This is a genomic window from Ochrobactrum sp. XJ1, assembly GCF_024701725.1.
Classification (GTDB): Bacteria; Pseudomonadota; Alphaproteobacteria; order Rhizobiales; family Rhizobiaceae; genus Brucella; species Brucella anthropi.
The window spans coordinates 263,738-282,431 of the sequence record NZ_VDGD01000009.1; the positions used below are offsets into that span (position 1 = coordinate 263,738).

The window sequence follows — 18,694 nt, forward strand, 5'->3', positions numbered from 1 at the left end:
ATGAACCTCATCGTATCGGGCGGCATGGTCGTCACGCCTGAAGGCAAACGTCTTGCCGACGTCGTCACCGAAGGGGAAAAGATCGTCGCGGTCATGCCAGTCGGCAAAGGCGCGGAGCGATATCCCGATGCGACAATCGTCGATGCGCACGGCAAGATCGTCATTCCGGCCGGCGTCGACCCTCATGTTCATTTGATGGTCAGCTTCATGGGCCAGCGGTCTGTCTACGACTTCGGATCCGGGGGCATCGCGGCCCTGCGCGGTGGCACGACAGCAGTTGTCGATTTTGCCCTCCAGCGCCGAGGCGGATCGATGCTCAAGGGACTGGCGCATCGCCGCAAGCAGGCCGATGCCAATGTCACGCTCGATTACGGGCTGCATGTGATCGTTACGGACGTCAACGCGGACACGCTGAAGGAACTCGCGGAACTCCGCGCCCAAGGCGTGACGACGCTCAAGGTCTACACGGTCTATGAAGACGACGGCCTCAAGCTCGGCGACGGAGAATTGTTCGCGCTGATGCAGGAAGCTGCCAAGCAGGGCCTGTCTATAGTTCTGCACGCCGAAAACGCCGGTATCGTTGAGCGACTGCGGGCAGAAGCGGTAGCGGCAGGAAATCTGGAGCCACGCTTTCATGCCTTGACCCGTCCTCCCATCGTCGAGATCGAGGCGGTCCAGAGGGCTATCGCCTTTTCGCGTGTGACCGGCTGCGGCGTGCATATCTTCCACGTGGCCGCCGCAGACGCGATCGACCTGATCGCCAGCGCCCGCGCCGAAGGCTTGCCTGTCACGGGTGAAACCTGCCCGCACTATCTTGCCCTGACCGATGAGGCACTGTCTCGCGAAAACGGCCACGAGTTCATCCTGTCTCCACCGCTTCGCGATCAAGCGAACCAGGAAAAGCTCTGGAGCGGTCTGCAGTCGGCGGCGTTGTCGTTGATCGCTTCCGACGAGGTCTCCTATTCGGCCCAGGCCAAGGCGATGGGGTTGCCGTCCTTCGCCGATGTCGCCAACGGCGTCACCGGGATCGAAGCGCGCCTGCCGATCCTTTACACGCTCGGCGTCGATCAGGGGCGTATCAGTCTCGAACGCTTCGTCGAACTCTTCTCCACCTGGCCTGCGGAGATTTTCGGCTTCGAAGGCAAAGGTCGTATCTTGGCTGGCTATGATGCCGACCTCGCGATCATCGATCCGGTGAGGCGGAGGACGATGTCCACCGACAGCGACTATGGCGATATCGGTTACAATCCCTATAGCGGGATGGAATTGACCGGTTTTGCCAGCGAAACGATCTATCGTGGAAAGCTTGTCGTTCAGGACGGTGCCTTCCTTGGGGCCGAGGGGCAGGGCCGGTTCGTCTCTCGGGCGGAGCCGAAAAGGCCAACCGTATGAGCTTTCGCGAAGATTTCGAGGCGCTGAAGGAGATTGGTGCAGATAGCGCCGGTGGCTGGTCCCGGCCGGCCTTCTCGGTGGCGGACATCGAAGCGCATGAATGGTTTTTGGGGAAGGGTCGGGAAGCAGGGCTCACCGCGCGTTACGACACGTTCGGCAATGCCATCCTGCGGCTGGAAGGCGACGATCGGCCAGCCATCCTGATCGGGTCCCACCTCGATACGGTTGTCAATGGCGGTGCCTTCGATGGTGCCATCGGTGTTTTGGCGGGGTTGGAAATTCTTCGCCGGCTGCGCCGGGACGGATCGCCGGGTGCTCCGGTCGAAGTCATCGCCTTCCGCGACGAGGAAGGACGGTTCGGGCCGTTTACCGGCAGCCGCGCGATGGCCGGACTTCACACGGAGACTGGGCTGGCGAAGGCACGCGCGGCCGATGGCCAGATGCTGTCGGCGGCCGTCGAGACCGCCGGCTTCGTTCTTGCAAATGCGCCACGGGATTGGTCGCAGGTCGCAGCCTATCTCGAGCTTCACATCGAACAGGGCCCGGTTCTTGAGGGTGCCGGTATCGACCTTGGGATCGTCACAGCGATCGCGGGCCAGGAGCGTTTGTCCCTCAAGTTCACAGGACAGCCGGACCATGCTGGAACGGCACCAATGGATTTGCGGCGCGATGCATTCGCTGGCGCCGCCCGCTTTGCCGAGGCGTTCCGCGCTCTGGTGCGCTCAGAGGGCACGTCGCTGAGAGGTACGATCGGCGTCGTCAAGGTTGAGCCAAATCAAGGTAACGTCGTGCCGGGCGAAGTCACCCTGGGACTTGAGATCCGAGGAACCGATAAGGATCTGCTTGCCAGCACGAGGGACCGTATAGAAGCACTCGCTCAGACGATCGCCGACGACGAAAAGCTCTCACTTCGCACGCGCCGGATCTATTCCGATTCCCCGGTGCCGATGGCCCCTGCCCTCCAGCAGGCCCTACACAAAGCTGCGGCCGACCGGCAACTGAAGACGGTGGAACTGCCGTCGGGTGCAAACCACGATGCCGGCATTATCGGGCGGCTTGTCCCCGGCGCCATGCTGTTCGTGCCGTCGGTCGGCGGGCGCAGCCATTGTCCCGAAGAAGACACCGATCTCGACATGATCGATGCCGCAATCGACGTTCTGGCCGATGCAGTTCAGGCGCTGCGCAACGTGACAGGTTTCAGTGCATGACCGAGGACACAAGCCCGTACAGGCAACATCCGTTTGAGACGGGGCCGCAGTCGCCACTTTGGGTCCGTACCACCCCATCGCGGATCGATGCCCCGCAAGGTAATATCGCTGAGGCGATAAGCCGTTCGGCTGCACGGCATCCCGAGCAGACGGCGATGCACTATTACGGCACGAGCCACACTTATCGCAAGCTTGCCGCGGATGTGGATCGACTGGCTGGTTTCCTGGTGTCGAAGGGTTTGAAGCCCGGTGACCGTGTTTTGCTCGATATGCAGAACTCACCGCAATATGTCATCAGCTTCTATGCGATCCTGAGGGCGAACGGCGTCGTCGTGCCAATCAATCCGATGAATACGGCCGAGGAGATAGACTACTTTCTGGAAGATAGCGGTGCGAGACTGGCGATTGTCGGTAGCGAGCTGGTTACACGCTTCTCGTCCGTGATCGGCTCTCGCCTGGACCACATCGTCAGTGCTCACTATGCCGACATGGCTGTGCCGGATGACGAACTGCCCTTCCCCGCCGTCATGAACGAGGCGCGTTACCCCAGCACGGCGGATGTGACGGACCTTGCAGAAGCGCTCTCCCTACGGATGTCGGCGCCACCCTTGTCGAGAGGCGACGATGATCTCGCCATCTTGCCCTATAGTTCCGGGACCACCGGGCGACCGAAGGCGTGCATGCACAGTCATGCTGCCGCGCAGTTTGTCGCCGAAGCCCAAGCGATATGGTATGGGTTGGATCACAGCTCAGTCATGACCAGCTTCATGCCGTTTTTCCATGTTGCCGGCATGATGGCGTCAATGGCGAGTGGCGTGTCCGTCGGCGCGACGCTCATCATCAAGACGCGCTGGGACCCTAACCTCATTTCAATCCTGTTCAAGCGATATAGGCCCACTTGGTGGTCAGCCGCCCCAACAATGGTGGTCGATGTGCTGGGTAGCGAGAGCTTCTCGGACGATTGTTTCGAGAGCCTCAAGGTCCTCACCGGTGGTGGCTCGTCCATGCCGGCACCAATTGCGCAGCGCCTTGAAGATCGCTGGGGCCTGCGCTTCTGCGAGGCCTACGGTTTGACCGAGACGATATCGGCGACGCATATCAATTCGATCAAACATCCCAAAGCGCAATGCTTGGGTATTCCGATTTCCAATACCCATTCCATCGTCGTCAATCCAGATAGCCTCGAAGTCGTTGAAACCAGCGAGCTAGGCGAGATCCTGATCAGCGGTCCGCAAGTCATGAGTGGCTACTGGCAACGGCCGGAGGCGACCGAGGAGACGTTGATCGAACTCAACGGCCGAACCTGGCTGCGGACCGGCGACCTAGGCTATGTCGACGCCGAAGGCGCCTTCTATCTGGTGGACCGCATCAAGCGGATGATCAACATGTCCGGCTACAAGGTCTGGCCGGCGGAATGCGAAATGCTTTTGTATCGCCATCCCGCCGTCATGGAATGTGCAGTGGTGTCGGCACCTGATCCACGCCGTGGCGAATGCGTCCGCGCAATCATTGCGCTGCACCCGCAGTTTCGCGGAATGGTGACCGAAGACGACATCATCACATTCGCTCGTGGCCTGATGGCCGCTTACAAAATACCCCGCCAGGTCGATTTCCGCGATCAGCTGCCCAGATCGGGCACTCGCAAGATCGACTGGCGCACGCTTCAGACGCAGGTTTGGGCAGAAGCGCAAACCGATTCAACTCACGAGCTTGGCAAGGATATGGGATGACACAGGCAGGAACCGATCAAATCTGGTACGAGGATTTTACCCCTGGCACAGTCCTGGAAAGTCCTACCCGCACGATCGAATTCGATGACATTGACGCCTATGCCAAGCTGACTGGCGAGGATCATCCTGTCCATATGGATGACGAATTCGCCCGCTCGGCAGGCTTTACCGGGCGCATCACCCATGGTCTTTTCAATCTTGCCTTGCTCGAAGGTCTCAAAGCGCGACTGGGCGTGTTCGATCGTTCCGTGACCGCATCCCTCGGCTGGACGGACATCAAATTTTCCGCGCCGCTCTATCCTGGCGAAACCGTTCGTCTCAAACTTGAGTTCGTTGACCGCCGGCGCACATCCAAGCCGGGCCGCGGTCTGGCGACCGAACGCGGCTATCTCATCAAGGATGATGGTACCGAAGTCGTCCGCGGCGACCACTTGATCTTCTTGCTGGATCGGCCGACCGACGTCGAAGCCAGCGAAACGTGAGTTGTAAAGTCTGATCGGATCACATGATTTGCACTCGGGCAGACTTCAATGTAAGGTTCGCATGTTGATATCATATATCGCCATTCAAACCGATTTGTGTGGTTCTCGCTTTCCATTGTGTTGCGTAGCCTTGCTGAGTTTTTGTGTTTACTGACTCATCCGGTTCCATATCGCTTGATTGAATATAACTGTATGACTATTAAGTGTGGGGGTAAGCATGGGAGAGATTTCAAAGTCGTTGCTTCATCAAAGCGAACAGATAGCGTTTCCTTGTATGCTGGACCGAGGAGTTGGCGAGAAGCTTCGAATCGGTATGGCCGCACTAAGTGGGAACCAGACGACCGAGTATGAGTTCCGCAAATTGTTGAATATTGAGGGCGTTGCGTTCTTTGTATCGCGCCTGCCGGATTCAACGATAGTGTCACCTGAAACCTTGAGGGAAACAGAGCAGCATCTTGCGAGCGCCGTGTCGCTTATCCTTCCCGGCCTTCCTCTTGACGTTGTGGCCTTCACCTGCACTTCCGCGACGATCGTCAATGGCGAAGATCGTATCTTCGCGCGCATCCGCGAGGTGCGACCGGGGATCGCGTGTACGACGCCAATCACTGCTGCGATGGCTGCTATGTCGTCGCTGGGTCTGAAGCGGATTGCTCTGCTGACACCGTATGTAGAGTCCATCAACACCATGATGCGGAGCTATATCGAAGAGCGCAATGTTTCGGTGCCCATAATGGGCTCCTTTCTTAATCCAAATGACAGCGAGGTCGCCAGGATTACCGGAGATTCGATCGAGAAAGCGGTGCGGAACCTTGTCGCACGCGGCGGCATTGATGGCGTATTCGTATCATGCGGAAGCCTGCGCATGTGCGAATTCGCAGAAACCCTGGAAGCGGAGATCGGGCTTCCGGTCTTTTCCAGCAACCTTGCAATGGCATGGCATTGCCTGAGACTTGGAAACATCAGAGATGAGATACCGCAGCAAGGGTCTTTGTTTCGCACGCAATTAAGAGACACGTGATCCCGGTGTTTCCTCGAAACGCGACAAAGTCGCGCGATTTTTAACAAGTGTCTAACGTAACACCAATCCTCGCAGTCAAGCCATCTTGGGCAATCGGTCCTTGACCTTTACTATTGCCGTTCGACTGGTAGAAGGTGGATGATAGCCAAGCTCCTCAGACAATTCGAGTGCGGCCTCTGCGACACACGGTCCAAGTTCCTTCAGTCGCGACCCGGACAGCCGATCCACCGGACCGGTGACGCCAAGAGATGCGACCACGCGCCGGTCATGTCCAAAGATCGGCGCAGCGACACCGGAAATGCTGAGCTCCCATTCACCGACACTAATCGCATATCCGTTGCTTCGAATCCTTTCGAGCTCCAGAAGGAGCGTCGCCTTGTCCGTAATGGTATTCTCAGTGAACTTGGTCAGACGCTCGCAAACACGCTCGATCTCCTCTTCAGGCAAATGGGCAAGCAACGCTCTGCCTGTCGAGCCCGAGTGAAGGGGGACCCGACCTCCCATCGGGGTATGCGCACGCACCAGTCGAGGACTATCGATGCGGGCCATGTATACGGCTTCGAGGTTGTCGCAGATTGTCAGGTAGACAGTTTCGCCCGTAAGCTTGACCAACCGCTCCATGTAGCTGCGTGAGAGCGTCATCACGGAACGATCAGCCACGACGCGAGAGCCGAGAGTCCACAACTTCAACGATAGCTCATATTTAGGCGAGTCCATAGAACGGTTGACATAACCATGGCCGATAAGAGCCTCTAGCAGACGATGCGTCGTACCTTTGTCGAGACCGGCAACTGTAGCAAGCTCTGTCAACCCGAACGGCTCGGACCTGCTGGCAAGGACATCAATCAGCTTAAAAACCTTATCTAGGCTCGCCATGCATACACCTCGATCACCTTTTGCTTTGCGATTGCGTTACCGCTTACCAAAACCGTAATCAACCTTAAATAAGTTTCATCAGATTATGGCACTGTCATTTCTTGGGAAATCGAGCAAATAACAAGCGCCTATATCTGACCGCGCGATTGTATCAACTCGGGTGCATTTCTTGCGTCGCTTTCTGAAATCCACACGCATGCTGATCTTTCGACCATGGGACTCTGGTGGTCGGCAAAAAGAACCTTGTGGTTTGATGCCTGTCGCCAGCTAACTTGATATGGGCGATGGACGAAAATGCGGGATCGCGGCAATCAGCTCGCGCGTGTAATCCGTCGCCGGATTGTCGAACAGTGACTGGCTTGCGCTTTCCTCGACGATTTTGCCGTGACGCAGAACTACAACCTGTTCGCACATCATCCTGACGACGTTGAGATCGTGGCTCACAAACAGATAGGTGATCCCGTCCTCCCTTCGAAGCCTGTCGAGAAGCGTCAGGATGATCGCCTGCACGGAAACGTCAAGCGCGGCTGTCGGCTCGTCGAGAACGAGCAGGCGCGGAGACGAGACGAGAGCGCGCGCAATGCCAACCCGCGCCTTCTGGCCACCCGAAAGCTGATGCGGGAAACGGCTCAGAAGCTCGATCGACAGCCCGCAGCGCCGAGCCGCATTCTGGACGCGTGACCGCAATTCATTGCCCGGGCGCAAGCCGTCGAGCGTGCGCAGCGGATGCGCGATGCAATCATATGCAGTGAAACGCGGATTGAGGCTTTCGTTCGGATCCTGAAAAACGATCTGGATATCGCGGCGCTGCGGCGATTTGTGGAAAATATTTGCGGCTATGTCTCCAATCGATTTTCCGTCGAAGAGAATCTCACCGGCCGTTTTGTCGACAAGACGGCAGATCAGCCGCGAAAGCGTACTCTTTCCGCTTCCCGATTCACCGACGAGGCCGAGGCTGCCGCCGGCAGGAATCGCGAAGGAAACATCATCGACCGCCTTCACCGACACGTCGTAATCCTTGCGGAGACCTTTCACTTCCAGCAGCGGGCGCCCGCTTGGGAGGTCTTGTTGCGGCTTTACCACCAGGGGTTCAGGGCTGAGTGGCTCGCCCGCGGTGATCGCCGCCTGGGCGAGATCCGAGATCGTCGAGGATGGCGTGGGCGACGCTCCTATCAAGCGCTGCGTATAGGTATGCCGGGGATTTCGGAACAGTTCGGCCGTCTGCCCGCGCTCCACCAGAAGGCCGCGCTCCATGACCGCGATATTGCCGCAGTACTGGGCTGCCAGCCCCAAATCGTGGGTGATCAGGATGGTTGCCATGCCGCGCCTGGCCGCAACGACCGCAAGCATGTCCATCACCACCTTCTGCGTGGTGACGTCGAGCCCGGTCGTCGGTTCGTCGGCGATCAGCAGATCCGGCTCGCAGGCGATCGCCATCGCGATCATGACCCGCTGGCACATGCCGCCGGAGAGTTCGTGAGGGTAGGCATTCATCCGCTCGGCGGGATTGCGGATCATGACCCCATCCAGCAGGTCGAGCGCCTTGTCGCGCGCCTGTCGCGCCGTCAGCTGTCCATGGGCGCGCAAGGTATCGGCCAGCTGCTGGCCGATCGTGCGGATGGGATTCAGCGCGGCGCGCGGGTTCTGGAATATCATTGACATTGAAGCGCCTCGAACCTCTCGAAGCTCCCTGTCGGATGCCCGGGTGATATCGTGCCCCTGAAACAGAATTCGGCCGTTTGTGATCTTGCCGGCGCGATCCAGCAGTCGGCTGATCGCATAGGCTGTTACCGACTTTCCGCTGCCAGATTCCCCTACCAACCCAAGTGTCTCGCCTTTTGCGAGTGAGAACGACACTCCCGATATCGCCTCGACGGTACCACGTCGCGTCGAGAATGCGACCTTGAGGTCTTCTACCTTCAGGAGATTGTTCATGTCCTCATCCTCGGATCAAGAATGTCGCGCAAGCCGTCACCCAGCAGATTGAAGCAAAGCACTGCAAACATTAGTGCAGCGCCGGGAAAGGCCACCAGCCACCAATGACCAGCATTGATGAACCGGGCCCCCTCGGCGACCATCATGCCCCATTCCGGAGTTGGCGCGGTGATCCCGAGGCCAAGAAACGAAAGCCCTGCGGCATTAAGGATGGCCCAACCGAGGTTCAGAGAGATCTGCACTGCCATGACGGGCAGGATGTTCGGCAGCAGAAAGCGCATGACCACCGCGGTATTTCCTTCACCGCTGGCACGAGCAGCCTCCACCCAACCTAATCCACGGCGAACATTGACTTCGGTACGGGCGAATCGGATGTAGAAAGGCAGATTGATTGCAGCTGTTGCAATGATGACGTTCTCGACGTGATTTCCCAGGGCAGCAACCATGGCCATAGCAAGCACGAAAAGTGGAAATGCCATCAATACATCAACGCAACGGCCGACGACCCGGTCCATCCAACCCATATAATAACCGCATAACGCACCGATTACCGCACCGACAAGGAACGATATGCCAACCGAGGTTATCGCGATAACAAGATCGAGACGTGTCGCCAGAATCAATCTTGACAGGACGTCGCGCCCCAGTTGGTCCGTACCGAACCAGTGCATCGACGAAGGAGGTTGAAGGGCAATCGCAACATTTGTTACGAAAGGATCGTAAGGTGCGATCCAGTCAGCGAGAACGCCAACGATCGCCAGAAGGGCGAAGCCTAAACCAGCCAAGCCCGTGACAACGTTCTCACTGAGAACCCAACCGATATGACGCAACATTGCCTTCATGCGACTGATACCCTTGGATCAACCAAGCCATAGAGCAGGTCAATAATCAGATTAACGACGACGAAAATACATGCCATCAGCAATACGAAACCTTGGACCGGCGCATAGTCCGAAGCCACGAGTGCATCCACGGCATAGGATGCGACCCCTGGCCAAGAGAAAACTTTTTCAACTAGGACATTTGCCCCCAGCATAGAGGAAACGACGATACCCGCGATGGTCAGCACCGGGAGCAGCGCATTGCGCAGGGCATATGTGACGACAATCTTGCCGCGCGGCAGACCGAGCGAGCGGGCTGTTCGAATGAACTCGCTGCCGAGTGCGGCAAGCATCGACGCGCGTGTCATCCGCGTCAGCGGCGCAAGGACGAAGAGCGCCATCGTGCCGGCGGGAAGGACAAGTTGCGTCGCCGCCGACCACCAACTCTCCCAGTCTCCGGCAAGAGCACTGTCGATCAGCAGGAATCCGGTCACCGCCGGAGGCGTCAGGGCGAAGGGATCGATCCGGCCGCTCGGGTCGGGCGCCCAGCCCAGCTTGACGTAAAAGAGGTAGATCAGCATCAGGCCCGAGACGAAGGTCGGGACGCATACGCCGAATGTACAGAGCAGCCGGACCAAGTGATCTATAAACGAGCCGGACCGAAGGGCAGCAATGATGCCCAACGGAATTGCAGTGACCAGTGCGAGGACCAGTGCGGCCACCGTCAGCTCCAGCGAGGCCGGCAGACGCTCGGCCATGTCCGCAACGACCGGTTGCCCAGTCATCACCGAATGCCCGAGGTTCCCCGTCAGAATGTCGCGGAAGTAGAAGCCGAGCTGCATCAGGAGCGGTTTGTCCAATCCGAGTTCTTCCCGCAAATTCTGTATTTCTGCCTCACCCGCATTTGGTCCGGAAGCGAAGAATACAGCCGGATCGCCCGGCAGGACGCGCATCAGCAAGAATGTTACGATAACGACTCCGACAAGCGGAGGGATCGCCGCGAAAAGACGGCTCGTGAGCCGAGTGAAGATCAGAACAGGTCTCGACACAATCATCCTCGCTTAATGTCGCGATAGTCGACCTGACGATGGGGCCAATAGGTAAAGCCGCTCAATTGGCTGTTCATTACGACATCAAGGTTCGGCTGCCAAAGATAGACCATCGGCGTGTCCTTTGCCGACAGTTCGATGAGACGACGGCAACCGACCTCGTAACGTTCCGGATCGGTCTCGAACCTCAGCTTCTGGACAAGCTCAGCTATTTCCTTGTTGTCGTAGCCCGACCAGTTCCAGCGCTGGTCGCCGGTCAGGAAGGTACGGTAAAAATAATCGGTCGAAGGCAGCCAGGCCGTGCCCGATTCCATGAAGAAAGGCATGCGCCGTTCGACTTCGAGCGTCGAGAACTGCGCATCCGGCAGTTTCTGGATGGTGACTTCGATGTTGATCTTGGCCAGCGCCTCCTTGATCAGGGCCGACATGGGATCGGCGATCGGAGCGTAGGCCGTCGGGTAGCTGAAGGTCGTGGCAAACCCGCTGGCAAGCCCGGCCTCCGCCATCAACTGTTTGGCGGCGTCGATATTGAGGTTCTGCGGGAAGGGTTGTGGAAAGGATGCATCCGGCGGCGAGGACCATGTTGCACCGTACAGCGGTCGTCCACGGCCAAAGACGCTTGCCTGGTAGATCGATTCATAGGGAAGCGCGGCAGCGATCGCCTGACGGACTTTCAGATTGTCGAAGGGCGCCAGCCGATTGTTGAACACCAGAGCCTGGAAGGCGTTGGCCAGCGGGATCGAAATGACATTCAACTGGCTTTCATTGGCAATATTGGCGACGTCGATCGCCTGGAGATCAAGGCAGATATCCGCGCCACCGCGCTGGATCAGATTCATTCGGGTGGATACTTCGGGCACCGTCTGTACCACGACGCGCTGGAAGAATGGCATTGCACCGTTTTTCCACGAATCGTTACGGCGCAATGTGACAGAGCGGCTCGACTGAAAACTTTCGACCATGTAGGCCCCGCCGGCGGCTGCGTTGTCCTTGAGCCAGCCGACCGCCCACGGATCGTCCGTCGTCGCGTTGCGCTTTGCTAGCGTTGAGTTGATCATGATCGCATAGGGTACACAGGTGTTGGCCAAGGCCAGACGATCCCCCGTCTCATTCAGAACCTCCACCGAGCGGTTGCCCACGATGCGGAACTGTTCAGGCTTGGTCAGCGAGCCGGTCGCGAGTTGCGCGGTCGCGAGCGTTTTGGCCGAAACATGCCGATCAAGCGACCATTTCACGTCTTCCGCCGTCACAGGAGTTCCATCATGCCATAACGCATCTTCGCGAATATGGAACACAAATCTTTTGTCGTTATCCAGACGCTCGATCTTGTCCGCGAGCTCCCCGGTAATGGAACGGAAATCGTAGAAGGGGTTTCCATCGATTTCCCGCACTTCGAAGCGCGCCAGCCGGTCGTAGACGCCCATGGCAACGCCATAGGCTTCGCGCGTGCTGCCTGGCGTGGTCGGATCGAGAGTGCTGACCGCACCTCCCATAACCTGACGCAAGGTATCTTCGCGGCTCTGGGCGCGAGCAGCACCTAGAAATCCATTGCCCGTCGCTGATGCCAAGATGACAGCCGCCGCGCCTTTAAGTCCCTGTCTCCGAGTAATCATGCCATATTTCCTTGTCGCTATTGGCCGGATCGCGTCCAGCGCCGAAAATAATACATTCGCTGCACTACAGAAATCTGCGTATTACCCCTAGACGACTTCATTTATATTTCAGTTAAGATCAGCATCAATCACATAAACGACATTCTATACTAACCGCCGCGACGGATAGTAGTCTAATACCGATGATTGGCACTCATACTAACTGAGATTTCGATTATTATTAATTGAGGAATGCTTTATTGACATTGTCAAGCCTGTCATTATTTTCATAATACAAACTTGAATTTTGAAATGCAAACCAATTTTTCAACGAGAGTGGGCGGACTATGGGCATTTCAGTCACAAGGGACTTGGGAAACGCGAAGGATGATCTAGCATGCCTCAAGCAGTCAGTTTCAGAGCACCCTCTTCATCGGTTTTTCACACCGCAATCGATCGCGATCATAGGCGCATCCTCGAACCCTGAAAAACTTGGACACGCGGCCGTGAAGGCAATATTATCCGGAGGATACGAAGGCCTGGTCATCCCGGTGAATCCCACTGCGTCCGAAATTTGCGGTTTGCCCTGCATATCGGATGCATCCCTTCTGCCGGACGGCATCGATCTGGCGATCGTGCTTCTGCCTGCCGACCAGGTGCTGGAAACGGTCGAAAAGCTGTCCGCGCGTGGCATCAAGGGGGTCGTCATCCCCGCCGGCGGATTTGCCGAGACCGGCGAAGAAGGCGCCTTGATCGAACAGAAAATCACGGAGATCGCACGGCGCGCCGGAATGCGGATCCTGGGGCCTAACGTTCCCGGTTTCACCAACAATCGCGCCCGCCTCAACGCGACTTTCGTATCGGGTCAGGTGGCATCCGGAAACCTCGCGATCCTGTCGCAGGCCGGATCGATCGCCTACATGATCCAGAGAAACGCACGGCAGGACGGGCTCGAATTCGGCCGGTTCATCTGCTTCGGCAACCAGGTGGATCTCTGCGCCGAGGACCTGCTGGATTACCTGTCATCGGATGACGATATCGGCGCGATCTGCATGTATCTGGAGAGCGTGGTCGATGGTCGCCGGTTCGTCGAAATCGCGAGCAGGGTGACGAAATCGAAGCCGATCGTCGCGATCAAGGGTGGCCGGACTGCCGCCGGCCATGGCGCCATCTTCTCTCATACGGCGAGCATCTCCAGTCCGGAAATGATCTACAGGGCAGCGTTCCGGCGCGCCGGCATCGTCTGGGCCGACGATATGAGGTCCGTCGGCCTGCTTGCGATGGCGCTGAGCGGCCAGGGCGGTGCAAAAGGCCCGCGCGTGGCCATCGTAACCAGCCTTGCTGGCGTGGGTGTCGTGGCCGCGGATGCGTGCGAAGACCAGGGATTGAACGTCGCGGAACCGTCCGCCGCCCTGCGCGCGCGGCTTGCGACGATCGTTCCCGCGAAAGGAAGCACCACAAACCCGGTCGATCTGACCGGTGACGTCAGCCCGGCAATGCTGGCTGCGGTCATCCGTATGATCGCTGAAAGCGGCGAGTTCGATTGCGTGCTGCCGCTTGTCATGGGTGTCCCGAATTCCGAAGCCTTTGGCGATCTGGCTTACGCGGATGCGTGCCTCGAAGCGCTTCGCGAAGCGCGGGCGCAGGGAATGGGATGCGCAGTCCATTGGGTGTTCGACGAAACCGGCGGATCGCAGATCGCCACCGTTCGCGAGCGTCTGGCCACCCTGTCGATCCCGGTCACGACCTATCCCGAGGAAGCGGTTTCGCTGCTCCGGGGCCTCGTCGAGCACGGCCGCATCAAGGTCGGAGCGCAGGAAGCCGCACCGGCCTGCCGGCGCCCCGAGGCGCTGTCGGAGGCGATCGCCGCGCGCAAGGACGTGCTCACCGAGCACGATTCGAAGATGCTGCTTGCGCAGGCCTCCATCCCGGTCGTGCCGTCCATCCTCGTCCGCTCAGGCGCCGAGGCCGTAACCGCGGCGGAGAAGATCGGATATCCGGTCGTTCTCAAGCTGCAATCGGCCGATGCCACGCACAAGTCGGATATTGGCGGCGTCGCGTTGAACATCGAGGATGCTGCGCAGGTCTTGGCCGCATTCGAGCACATGAACGCCAGTTTTTCCAGGCATGTCCCTGATGGCGTCATGGATGGGGTCAGCGTCCAGCCCATGGTGAAGGATGCCGGGATCGAGCTGATCTGCGGCGTTTCCGAAGATCCCCAGTTCGGCAAGTATCTCATGCTCGGCGTCGGCGGAACGGCGGTGGAACTGCTCAAGGACGTGTCGTTGCGGCTGCTGCCGGTCGGCAAGACCGAGCTGCGGGAAATGCTCGACGAACTGAAATGCGCGCCGCTGCTGCACGGTTATCGCGGCAAGCCGGCCGTCGATATGGATGCGCTTGTCGATACGCTGTCGAGAATCGCGGCTTTCGGGGATATGCCCGAAATCGTGGAGGTCGAGCTCAACCCGCTTCTGGCCACCGGGAAAAATGCCCGCGCGCTGGATGCACGGATCAAGCTTCGCCTATAGTCGTCTCCGACGCCGCAACGAGCATCGGTTCACATGCGCTCCCGCCGCGAAAGCCGATCGACGGGGCGCGAACGAAATCGCGGCTTTGGAGCATCCGGATGATGGGCGATACAACTTTCCTGCGGACCGCATCGCATTGGGGAGCCCAGCGGGCAGAAGTCCGGGACGGCAGGCTCGTCGCACTTCATCCCTGGTCCGGCGACAGGTCACCAAGCCCGGTAACCGCGTCAGGCGTCGAAGCGGTCTATGCACCGACGCGGATCACCACGCCTATGGTCCGGGAAGGATGGCTGAAAAATGGCCCTGGCGGACCGACCGGCTGCCGTGGCCGCGAAAGCTTCGTGAGCGTTTCCTGGGACACTGCACTCGATCTTGTGGCAGCCGAAATCAATCGCGTCCGCGACAAACATGGCAACAGAAGCATTTTCGCAGGCTCCTACGGCTGGGGCAGTGCCGGCCGTTTTCACCACGCCAATTTCCAGCTCTACCGCTTCATGAACCTGGCCGGCGGCTTCACGGAAAAGACGGACAGTTACAGTTTCGCCGCCGGCACGGTTCTCATGCCCTATATCCTGGGCGGTTCCGACTATGTGACGGGTCGCGCCACCTCATGGAAATCGATGGTCGGCTCGACGGAACTCATGGTCATGTTCGGCGGCATGCCCCTGAAGAACGTGCAGATGGAGTATGGCGGCATCGGCTCTCATTCCACGGCCGACTGGCTTGGGAAACTGCGGGGTGCCGGGACCGAATTCGTCAATATCAGCCTCCTGAAGGAAGACGCGGCTCCCTTCCTCGAGGCGCAATGGATAGCCCCTCGCCCCAACACCGACACCGCCCTGATGCTTGGGCTGGCCTATACGCTGGTGGCGGAGGGACTGCATGACGGGGAATTCCTCAACAGCCACTGCGTCGGCTTCGCCCGCTTCCTGCCCTATCTGATGGGGGAGACCGACGGTATCCGCAAGGATCCCGACTGGGCCTCCTCGATTACCGGGATCGCCGCGCAGGAGATTGTTGGCCTCGCCCGGCGGATGGCGTCCCGCCGCACCATGATAACGGTCGCCTGGTCGCTGCAGCGCGCAGATCACGGCGAGCAGCCCTACTGGATGGCCGTTACCCTTGCCGCCATGCTGGGCCAGATCGGAACGGGCGGCGGTGGGGTCGGTTTCGGCTACGGGTGCGAAGGCGGAATCGGTTCGCCGCGATATGATATCCGCATGCCTGGCCTGCCCACCGGCAGGAACAAGGCTGAGAGTTCGATCCCGGTCGCGAGGCTGAGCGACATGCTGCTCAATCCGGGCGCTTCCTACGATTACCGCGGCACCGTCCACACCTATCCCGATATCCGGATGATCTACTGGTGCGGCGGCAACCCATTTCACCACCAGCAGGACCTGAACCGCCTCGTACAGGCCTGGCAGCGGCCGGAAACGATCATTGTCCACGAACCCTGGTGGAACGCCCATTCGCGGATGGCCGATATCGTTCTTCCCGCCACAACGTCCCTCGAACGGCGCGACCTCACCTACAGCTCGCGCGACCGCTTCATCATGGCCATGGACCAGGTGATCGCGCCTGTCGGAGAGGCGCGCGACGACCATGCCATCTTTGCCGGACTGGCGGACAAGCTCGGCTTTCGGGAGGCTTTCACGGAAGGCCGCAATACGGACGAGTGGTTGCGGGAGCTCTATCGTGTCGTCCGCGCGAATGCGGAAACGCGCGATATCCGGTTGCCCGATTTCGATAGTTTCTGGAGCGCCGGTATCGTCGAGATCCCGGAGCCGGACCATCCTGAAATCATGCTGGAAAGCTTCCGCAGGGATCCGGTCGCCTCTCCGTTGAAGACGCCCTCCGGTCGCATCGAAATCTATTCGGAGACGATTGCGGGTTTCGGCTACGACGATTGCCCGGGACATCCGACCTGGCTGCCGCCGGGCGAATGGCTCGGGGCCCTAGCGGCACGCAATTTTCCGCTCCATCTGATCTCGAACCAGCCTCGGGAACGGTTGCATGGCCAGATGGACAATTTCGGCGTCAGCCGCAGCGCCAAGATCGCCGGTCGAGAACCCATACTTATCAATTCTGCCGATGCGGTATCAAGGGGGATCGGAAGCGGGGATATCGTCCGGGTCTTCAATGATCGCGGCAGTGTTCTTGCCGGCGCCATCATATCCGATGAAATCAGGCCAGGCGTCGTATGCCTGTCGACGGGCGCTACCTACGATCCCGAAAAGATGGGTGTTGCCGGTAGCCTTGACAAGCATGGTAACGTCAACGTCCTGACTGCCGACAAGGGAACGTCTAAACTCGCCCAGGCCTGCTCAGCGCAGAGCGCGCTCGTCGAAATATCCCTTTTCACGGATCCTCTGCCCGATGTCAGCGCTTTCGACATCCCAACTACTATCAGGCGCGGTGAATCGAAGGGCGAATGTTGAAGTAAGGACAGCTTACTTCGCCGATCCGTATCATGGCTTCGGGGCGGTCGCAATCATTGAGCTGACGACATCCGATTAACGCTTGATCCCTTGGGGAGGAGCAAAGCTAGTGTGTAGCATCGTTAAGGAACAGAGGTATTTTCGCTAATGCTATTCGAGCTGTATGACTGGATTTTATCGCCCATTTTCGTCCCTGTTTTTACAGATGTGAAGTCGGAACCTTGACGCGAGGCGGGGTCCCGAGAGGGAAAGCAGGAACGACTAATCTGTAAAGGGTGATGGATGGGCCAAAAAGCCCGCCTTTCGTCCAAGCAATGTTCGGCCTTTTGAAAGCCGATACAGCACGCTCGTTGCTCGTAGCCATGAGTGCAGATAGATCGTTGAACCCTCGGAAACCACTAGCTCTGCGAATTACAGACTTGACCCTAGGATTGCATATGGCAGCTAAACCAGGCAACAATCTCAGATGCATTCTTTGCACCAATTGATGTCGCCAAGCGAGCTCGATGAGATTCGACGGTACGGCAGGACAAACCAAGTTCTCTCGCAATCTCCTTGCTGGTTTTGCCCTGCGTCATCAGCGTAACGATCTGGGCTCGCCTTGGTGTGAGCAGGCTTGTCCCTTGTCCCACGGGTCTCGGCAGCGGTTGAAAGCAATATATCGCTTGCGCGAAGGGATCAGTGGCGTGACGTGTTCTACCGTGTACTTGACACCAAAAGCGCTGTCCGTCGCTAGCCGTCATTACGCGCTCGTCGTAATAGACTTGGCCGCCGGGAAGGTGCGCCTGCCACATCCGTCCAGTGCGTACAAAATCGGCATGTTTGGGATAGAGTCGCGCAAAGCTCCTATCGATCAGATCGAACCTTTGATACTTGAAGAGCCTCGCGAATTCCTCATTACAATTGCGGATAATCCGGTGGGTCGCATACACCATCGGTACCGGCATTTCGCTCAAAGCGAATTGTTCAGCGCCACGATCGGCCGCCATATCTCTCTCCTCGCAAGGTGCAGTATAAATACTGCTAACTTGTCGCGCGGATCAAGTCGTAGTCTTGCCGTAAAGATCATCGTTCGAAGCTTAAAAGCAGGTTGAAACCATGAAGAAACTGCGCGCCACCGCGACAGAAGCGCTTGCAGACGTGTTGACTGACGGCATGACGATCATGTCAGGGGGGTTTGGGCTTTGTGGCATCCCTTCAAATCTGATCGAAGCAATCCAGCTTGCCGGCGTCAAAGAACTTACCGTCATCTCAAACAACGCCGGGGTGGACGGATATGGGCTAGGCGTGCTTTTGGAAACGCGACAGATCAAGAAGATGGTTTCTTCGTATGTTGGCGAAAACAAACTGTTCGCTGAGCAATATCTAACCGGCGTTCTTGACCTCGAATTCAATCCCCAGGGAACTCTCGCTGAGCGTATCCGCGCAGGCGGCGCGGGCATTCCGGCGTTTTACACTAAAACGGGAGTTGGGACGCTGGTGGCCGAGAGCAAGGAAATTCGGCGGTTTGGAAACGACGACTACATCATGGAGACGGGGCTATTCGCAGATCTTGCGCTGATCCATGCGTGGAAGGGCGATACGGAAGGAAATCTGATCTACCGCAAGACGGCGCGGAATTTCAA

14 protein-coding genes are annotated in these 18,694 nt (G+C 58.4%); 8 read left to right on the forward strand and 6 right to left on the reverse strand.

Going from position 1 to position 18,694, the window contains the following annotated elements:
* The 5 genes from hydA (at position 1) to FG152_RS18235 (ending at position 5,830) form a co-directional block, all read left to right on the forward strand.
* Complete coding sequence (gene hydA, locus FG152_RS18215) at positions 1–1,392, forward strand: dihydropyrimidinase (RefSeq protein ID WP_498987801.1); 1,392 nt, start codon at positions 1–3, stop codon at positions 1,390–1,392.
* Positions 1,389–2,600 carry a Zn-dependent hydrolase gene (locus FG152_RS18220; protein WP_498987803.1) on the forward strand — a complete coding sequence of 404 codons (1,212 nt, stop codon included), beginning with the start codon at positions 1,389–1,391 and terminating at the stop codon, positions 2,598–2,600. The genes hydA and FG152_RS18220 overlap by 4 nt, the downstream gene beginning before the upstream one ends.
* Positions 2,597–4,330, forward strand: a complete 1,734-nt coding sequence (locus FG152_RS18225; protein WP_498987806.1) for an AMP-binding protein — start codon at positions 2,597–2,599, stop codon at positions 4,328–4,330. The genes FG152_RS18220 and FG152_RS18225 overlap by 4 nt, the downstream gene beginning before the upstream one ends.
* Positions 4,327–4,812 carry a MaoC family dehydratase gene (locus FG152_RS18230; RefSeq protein WP_498987809.1) on the forward strand — a complete coding sequence of 162 codons (486 nt, stop codon included), beginning with the start codon at positions 4,327–4,329 and terminating at the stop codon, positions 4,810–4,812. The genes FG152_RS18225 and FG152_RS18230 overlap by 4 nt, the downstream gene beginning before the upstream one ends.
* Before the next feature lie 217 nt (positions 4,813–5,029).
* Entirely contained in the window at positions 5,030–5,830 is an 801-nt protein-coding gene (locus FG152_RS18235) for a maleate cis-trans isomerase family protein (RefSeq protein ID WP_498987812.1), read from the forward strand.
* 75 nt (positions 5,831–5,905) lie between these two features.
* Here the strand turns inward: FG152_RS18235 and FG152_RS18240 are convergent, their stop codons facing one another.
* The 5 genes from FG152_RS18240 to FG152_RS18260 all read right to left on the reverse strand — a co-directional run bounded on the left by FG152_RS18240 (position 5,906) and on the right by FG152_RS18260 (position 12,124).
* Positions 5,906–6,706: an IclR family transcriptional regulator gene (locus FG152_RS18240; protein ID WP_498987815.1), complete on the reverse strand. Its 801-nt coding sequence runs from the start codon at positions 6,704–6,706 to the stop codon at positions 5,906–5,908.
* A 267-nt stretch (positions 6,707–6,973) separates the two neighbouring features.
* Positions 6,974–8,641, reverse strand: coding sequence for a dipeptide ABC transporter ATP-binding protein (locus tag FG152_RS18245; protein WP_498987818.1), 1,668 nt, complete (start codon positions 8,639–8,641; stop codon positions 6,974–6,976).
* Positions 8,638–9,483, reverse strand: coding sequence for an ABC transporter permease (locus FG152_RS18250; protein ID WP_498987821.1), 846 nt, complete (start codon positions 9,481–9,483; stop codon positions 8,638–8,640). The genes FG152_RS18245 and FG152_RS18250 overlap by 4 nt, the downstream gene beginning before the upstream one ends.
* Entirely contained in the window at positions 9,480–10,511 is a 1,032-nt protein-coding gene (locus FG152_RS18255) for an ABC transporter permease (RefSeq protein ID WP_498987824.1), read from the reverse strand. Before FG152_RS18255 ends, FG152_RS18250 begins: the two co-directional genes overlap by 4 nt.
* A gap of 2 nt (positions 10,512–10,513) precedes the next feature.
* Positions 10,514–12,124: an ABC transporter substrate-binding protein gene (locus FG152_RS18260; RefSeq protein WP_498987826.1), complete on the reverse strand. Its 1,611-nt coding sequence runs from the start codon at positions 12,122–12,124 to the stop codon at positions 10,514–10,516.
* A 326-nt stretch (positions 12,125–12,450) separates the two neighbouring features.
* Here FG152_RS18260 and FG152_RS18265 point away from each other — a divergent pair, with 326 nt between their 5' ends.
* Positions 12,451–14,631, forward strand: coding sequence for an acetate--CoA ligase family protein (locus tag FG152_RS18265; RefSeq protein WP_498987829.1), 2,181 nt, complete (start codon positions 12,451–12,453; stop codon positions 14,629–14,631).
* Between the two features lie 98 nt (positions 14,632–14,729).
* Positions 14,730–17,069, forward strand: coding sequence for a molybdopterin-dependent oxidoreductase (locus tag FG152_RS18270; RefSeq protein ID WP_498987831.1), 2,340 nt, complete (start codon positions 14,730–14,732; stop codon positions 17,067–17,069).
* A 425-nt stretch (positions 17,070–17,494) separates the two neighbouring features.
* Here FG152_RS18270 and FG152_RS18275 read toward each other — a convergent pair whose 3' ends face one another.
* A complete protein-coding gene (locus FG152_RS18275) occupies positions 17,495–18,058 on the reverse strand; it encodes a helix-turn-helix transcriptional regulator (protein ID WP_498987833.1) in 564 nt (187 codons plus the stop codon).
* A gap of 109 nt (positions 18,059–18,167) precedes the next feature.
* On the opposite strand from FG152_RS18275, the gene FG152_RS18280 reads away from it, so the two are divergent.
* A partial coding sequence (locus FG152_RS18280) for a CoA transferase subunit A (RefSeq protein ID WP_498987836.1) occupies positions 18,168–18,694 on the forward strand: 527 nt, incomplete at its 3' end.

What these genes read in the sequence shown, in the direction of transcription:
- hydA (WP_498987801.1), top strand. Translation starts at nt 1, where the DNA reads ATGAACCTCATCGTATCGGGCGGCATGGTCGTCACGCCTGAAGGCAAA.
- FG152_RS18220 (WP_498987803.1), top strand. Translation starts at nt 1,389, where the DNA reads ATGAGCTTTCGCGAAGATTTCGAGGCGCTGAAGGAGATTGGTGCAGAT.
- FG152_RS18225 (WP_498987806.1), top strand. Translation starts at nt 2,597, where the DNA reads ATGACCGAGGACACAAGCCCGTACAGGCAACATCCGTTTGAGACGGGG.
- FG152_RS18230 (WP_498987809.1), top strand. Translation starts at nt 4,327, where the DNA reads ATGACACAGGCAGGAACCGATCAAATCTGGTACGAGGATTTTACCCCT.
- FG152_RS18235 (WP_498987812.1), top strand. Translation starts at nt 5,030, where the DNA reads ATGGGAGAGATTTCAAAGTCGTTGCTTCATCAAAGCGAACAGATAGCG.
- FG152_RS18240 (WP_498987815.1), bottom strand. Translation starts at nt 6,706, where the DNA reads ATGGCGAGCCTAGATAAGGTTTTTAAGCTGATTGATGTCCTTGCCAGC.
- FG152_RS18245 (WP_498987818.1), bottom strand. Translation starts at nt 8,641, where the DNA reads ATGAACAATCTCCTGAAGGTAGAAGACCTCAAGGTCGCATTCTCGACG.
- FG152_RS18250 (WP_498987821.1), bottom strand. Translation starts at nt 9,483, where the DNA reads ATGAAGGCAATGTTGCGTCATATCGGTTGGGTTCTCAGTGAGAACGTT.
- FG152_RS18260 (WP_498987826.1), bottom strand. Translation starts at nt 12,124, where the DNA reads ATGATTACTCGGAGACAGGGACTTAAAGGCGCGGCGGCTGTCATCTTG.
- FG152_RS18265 (WP_498987829.1), top strand. Translation starts at nt 12,451, where the DNA reads ATGGGCATTTCAGTCACAAGGGACTTGGGAAACGCGAAGGATGATCTA.
- FG152_RS18270 (WP_498987831.1), top strand. Translation starts at nt 14,730, where the DNA reads ATGATGGGCGATACAACTTTCCTGCGGACCGCATCGCATTGGGGAGCC.
- FG152_RS18275 (WP_498987833.1), bottom strand. Translation starts at nt 18,058, where the DNA reads ATGGCGGCCGATCGTGGCGCTGAACAATTCGCTTTGAGCGAAATGCCG.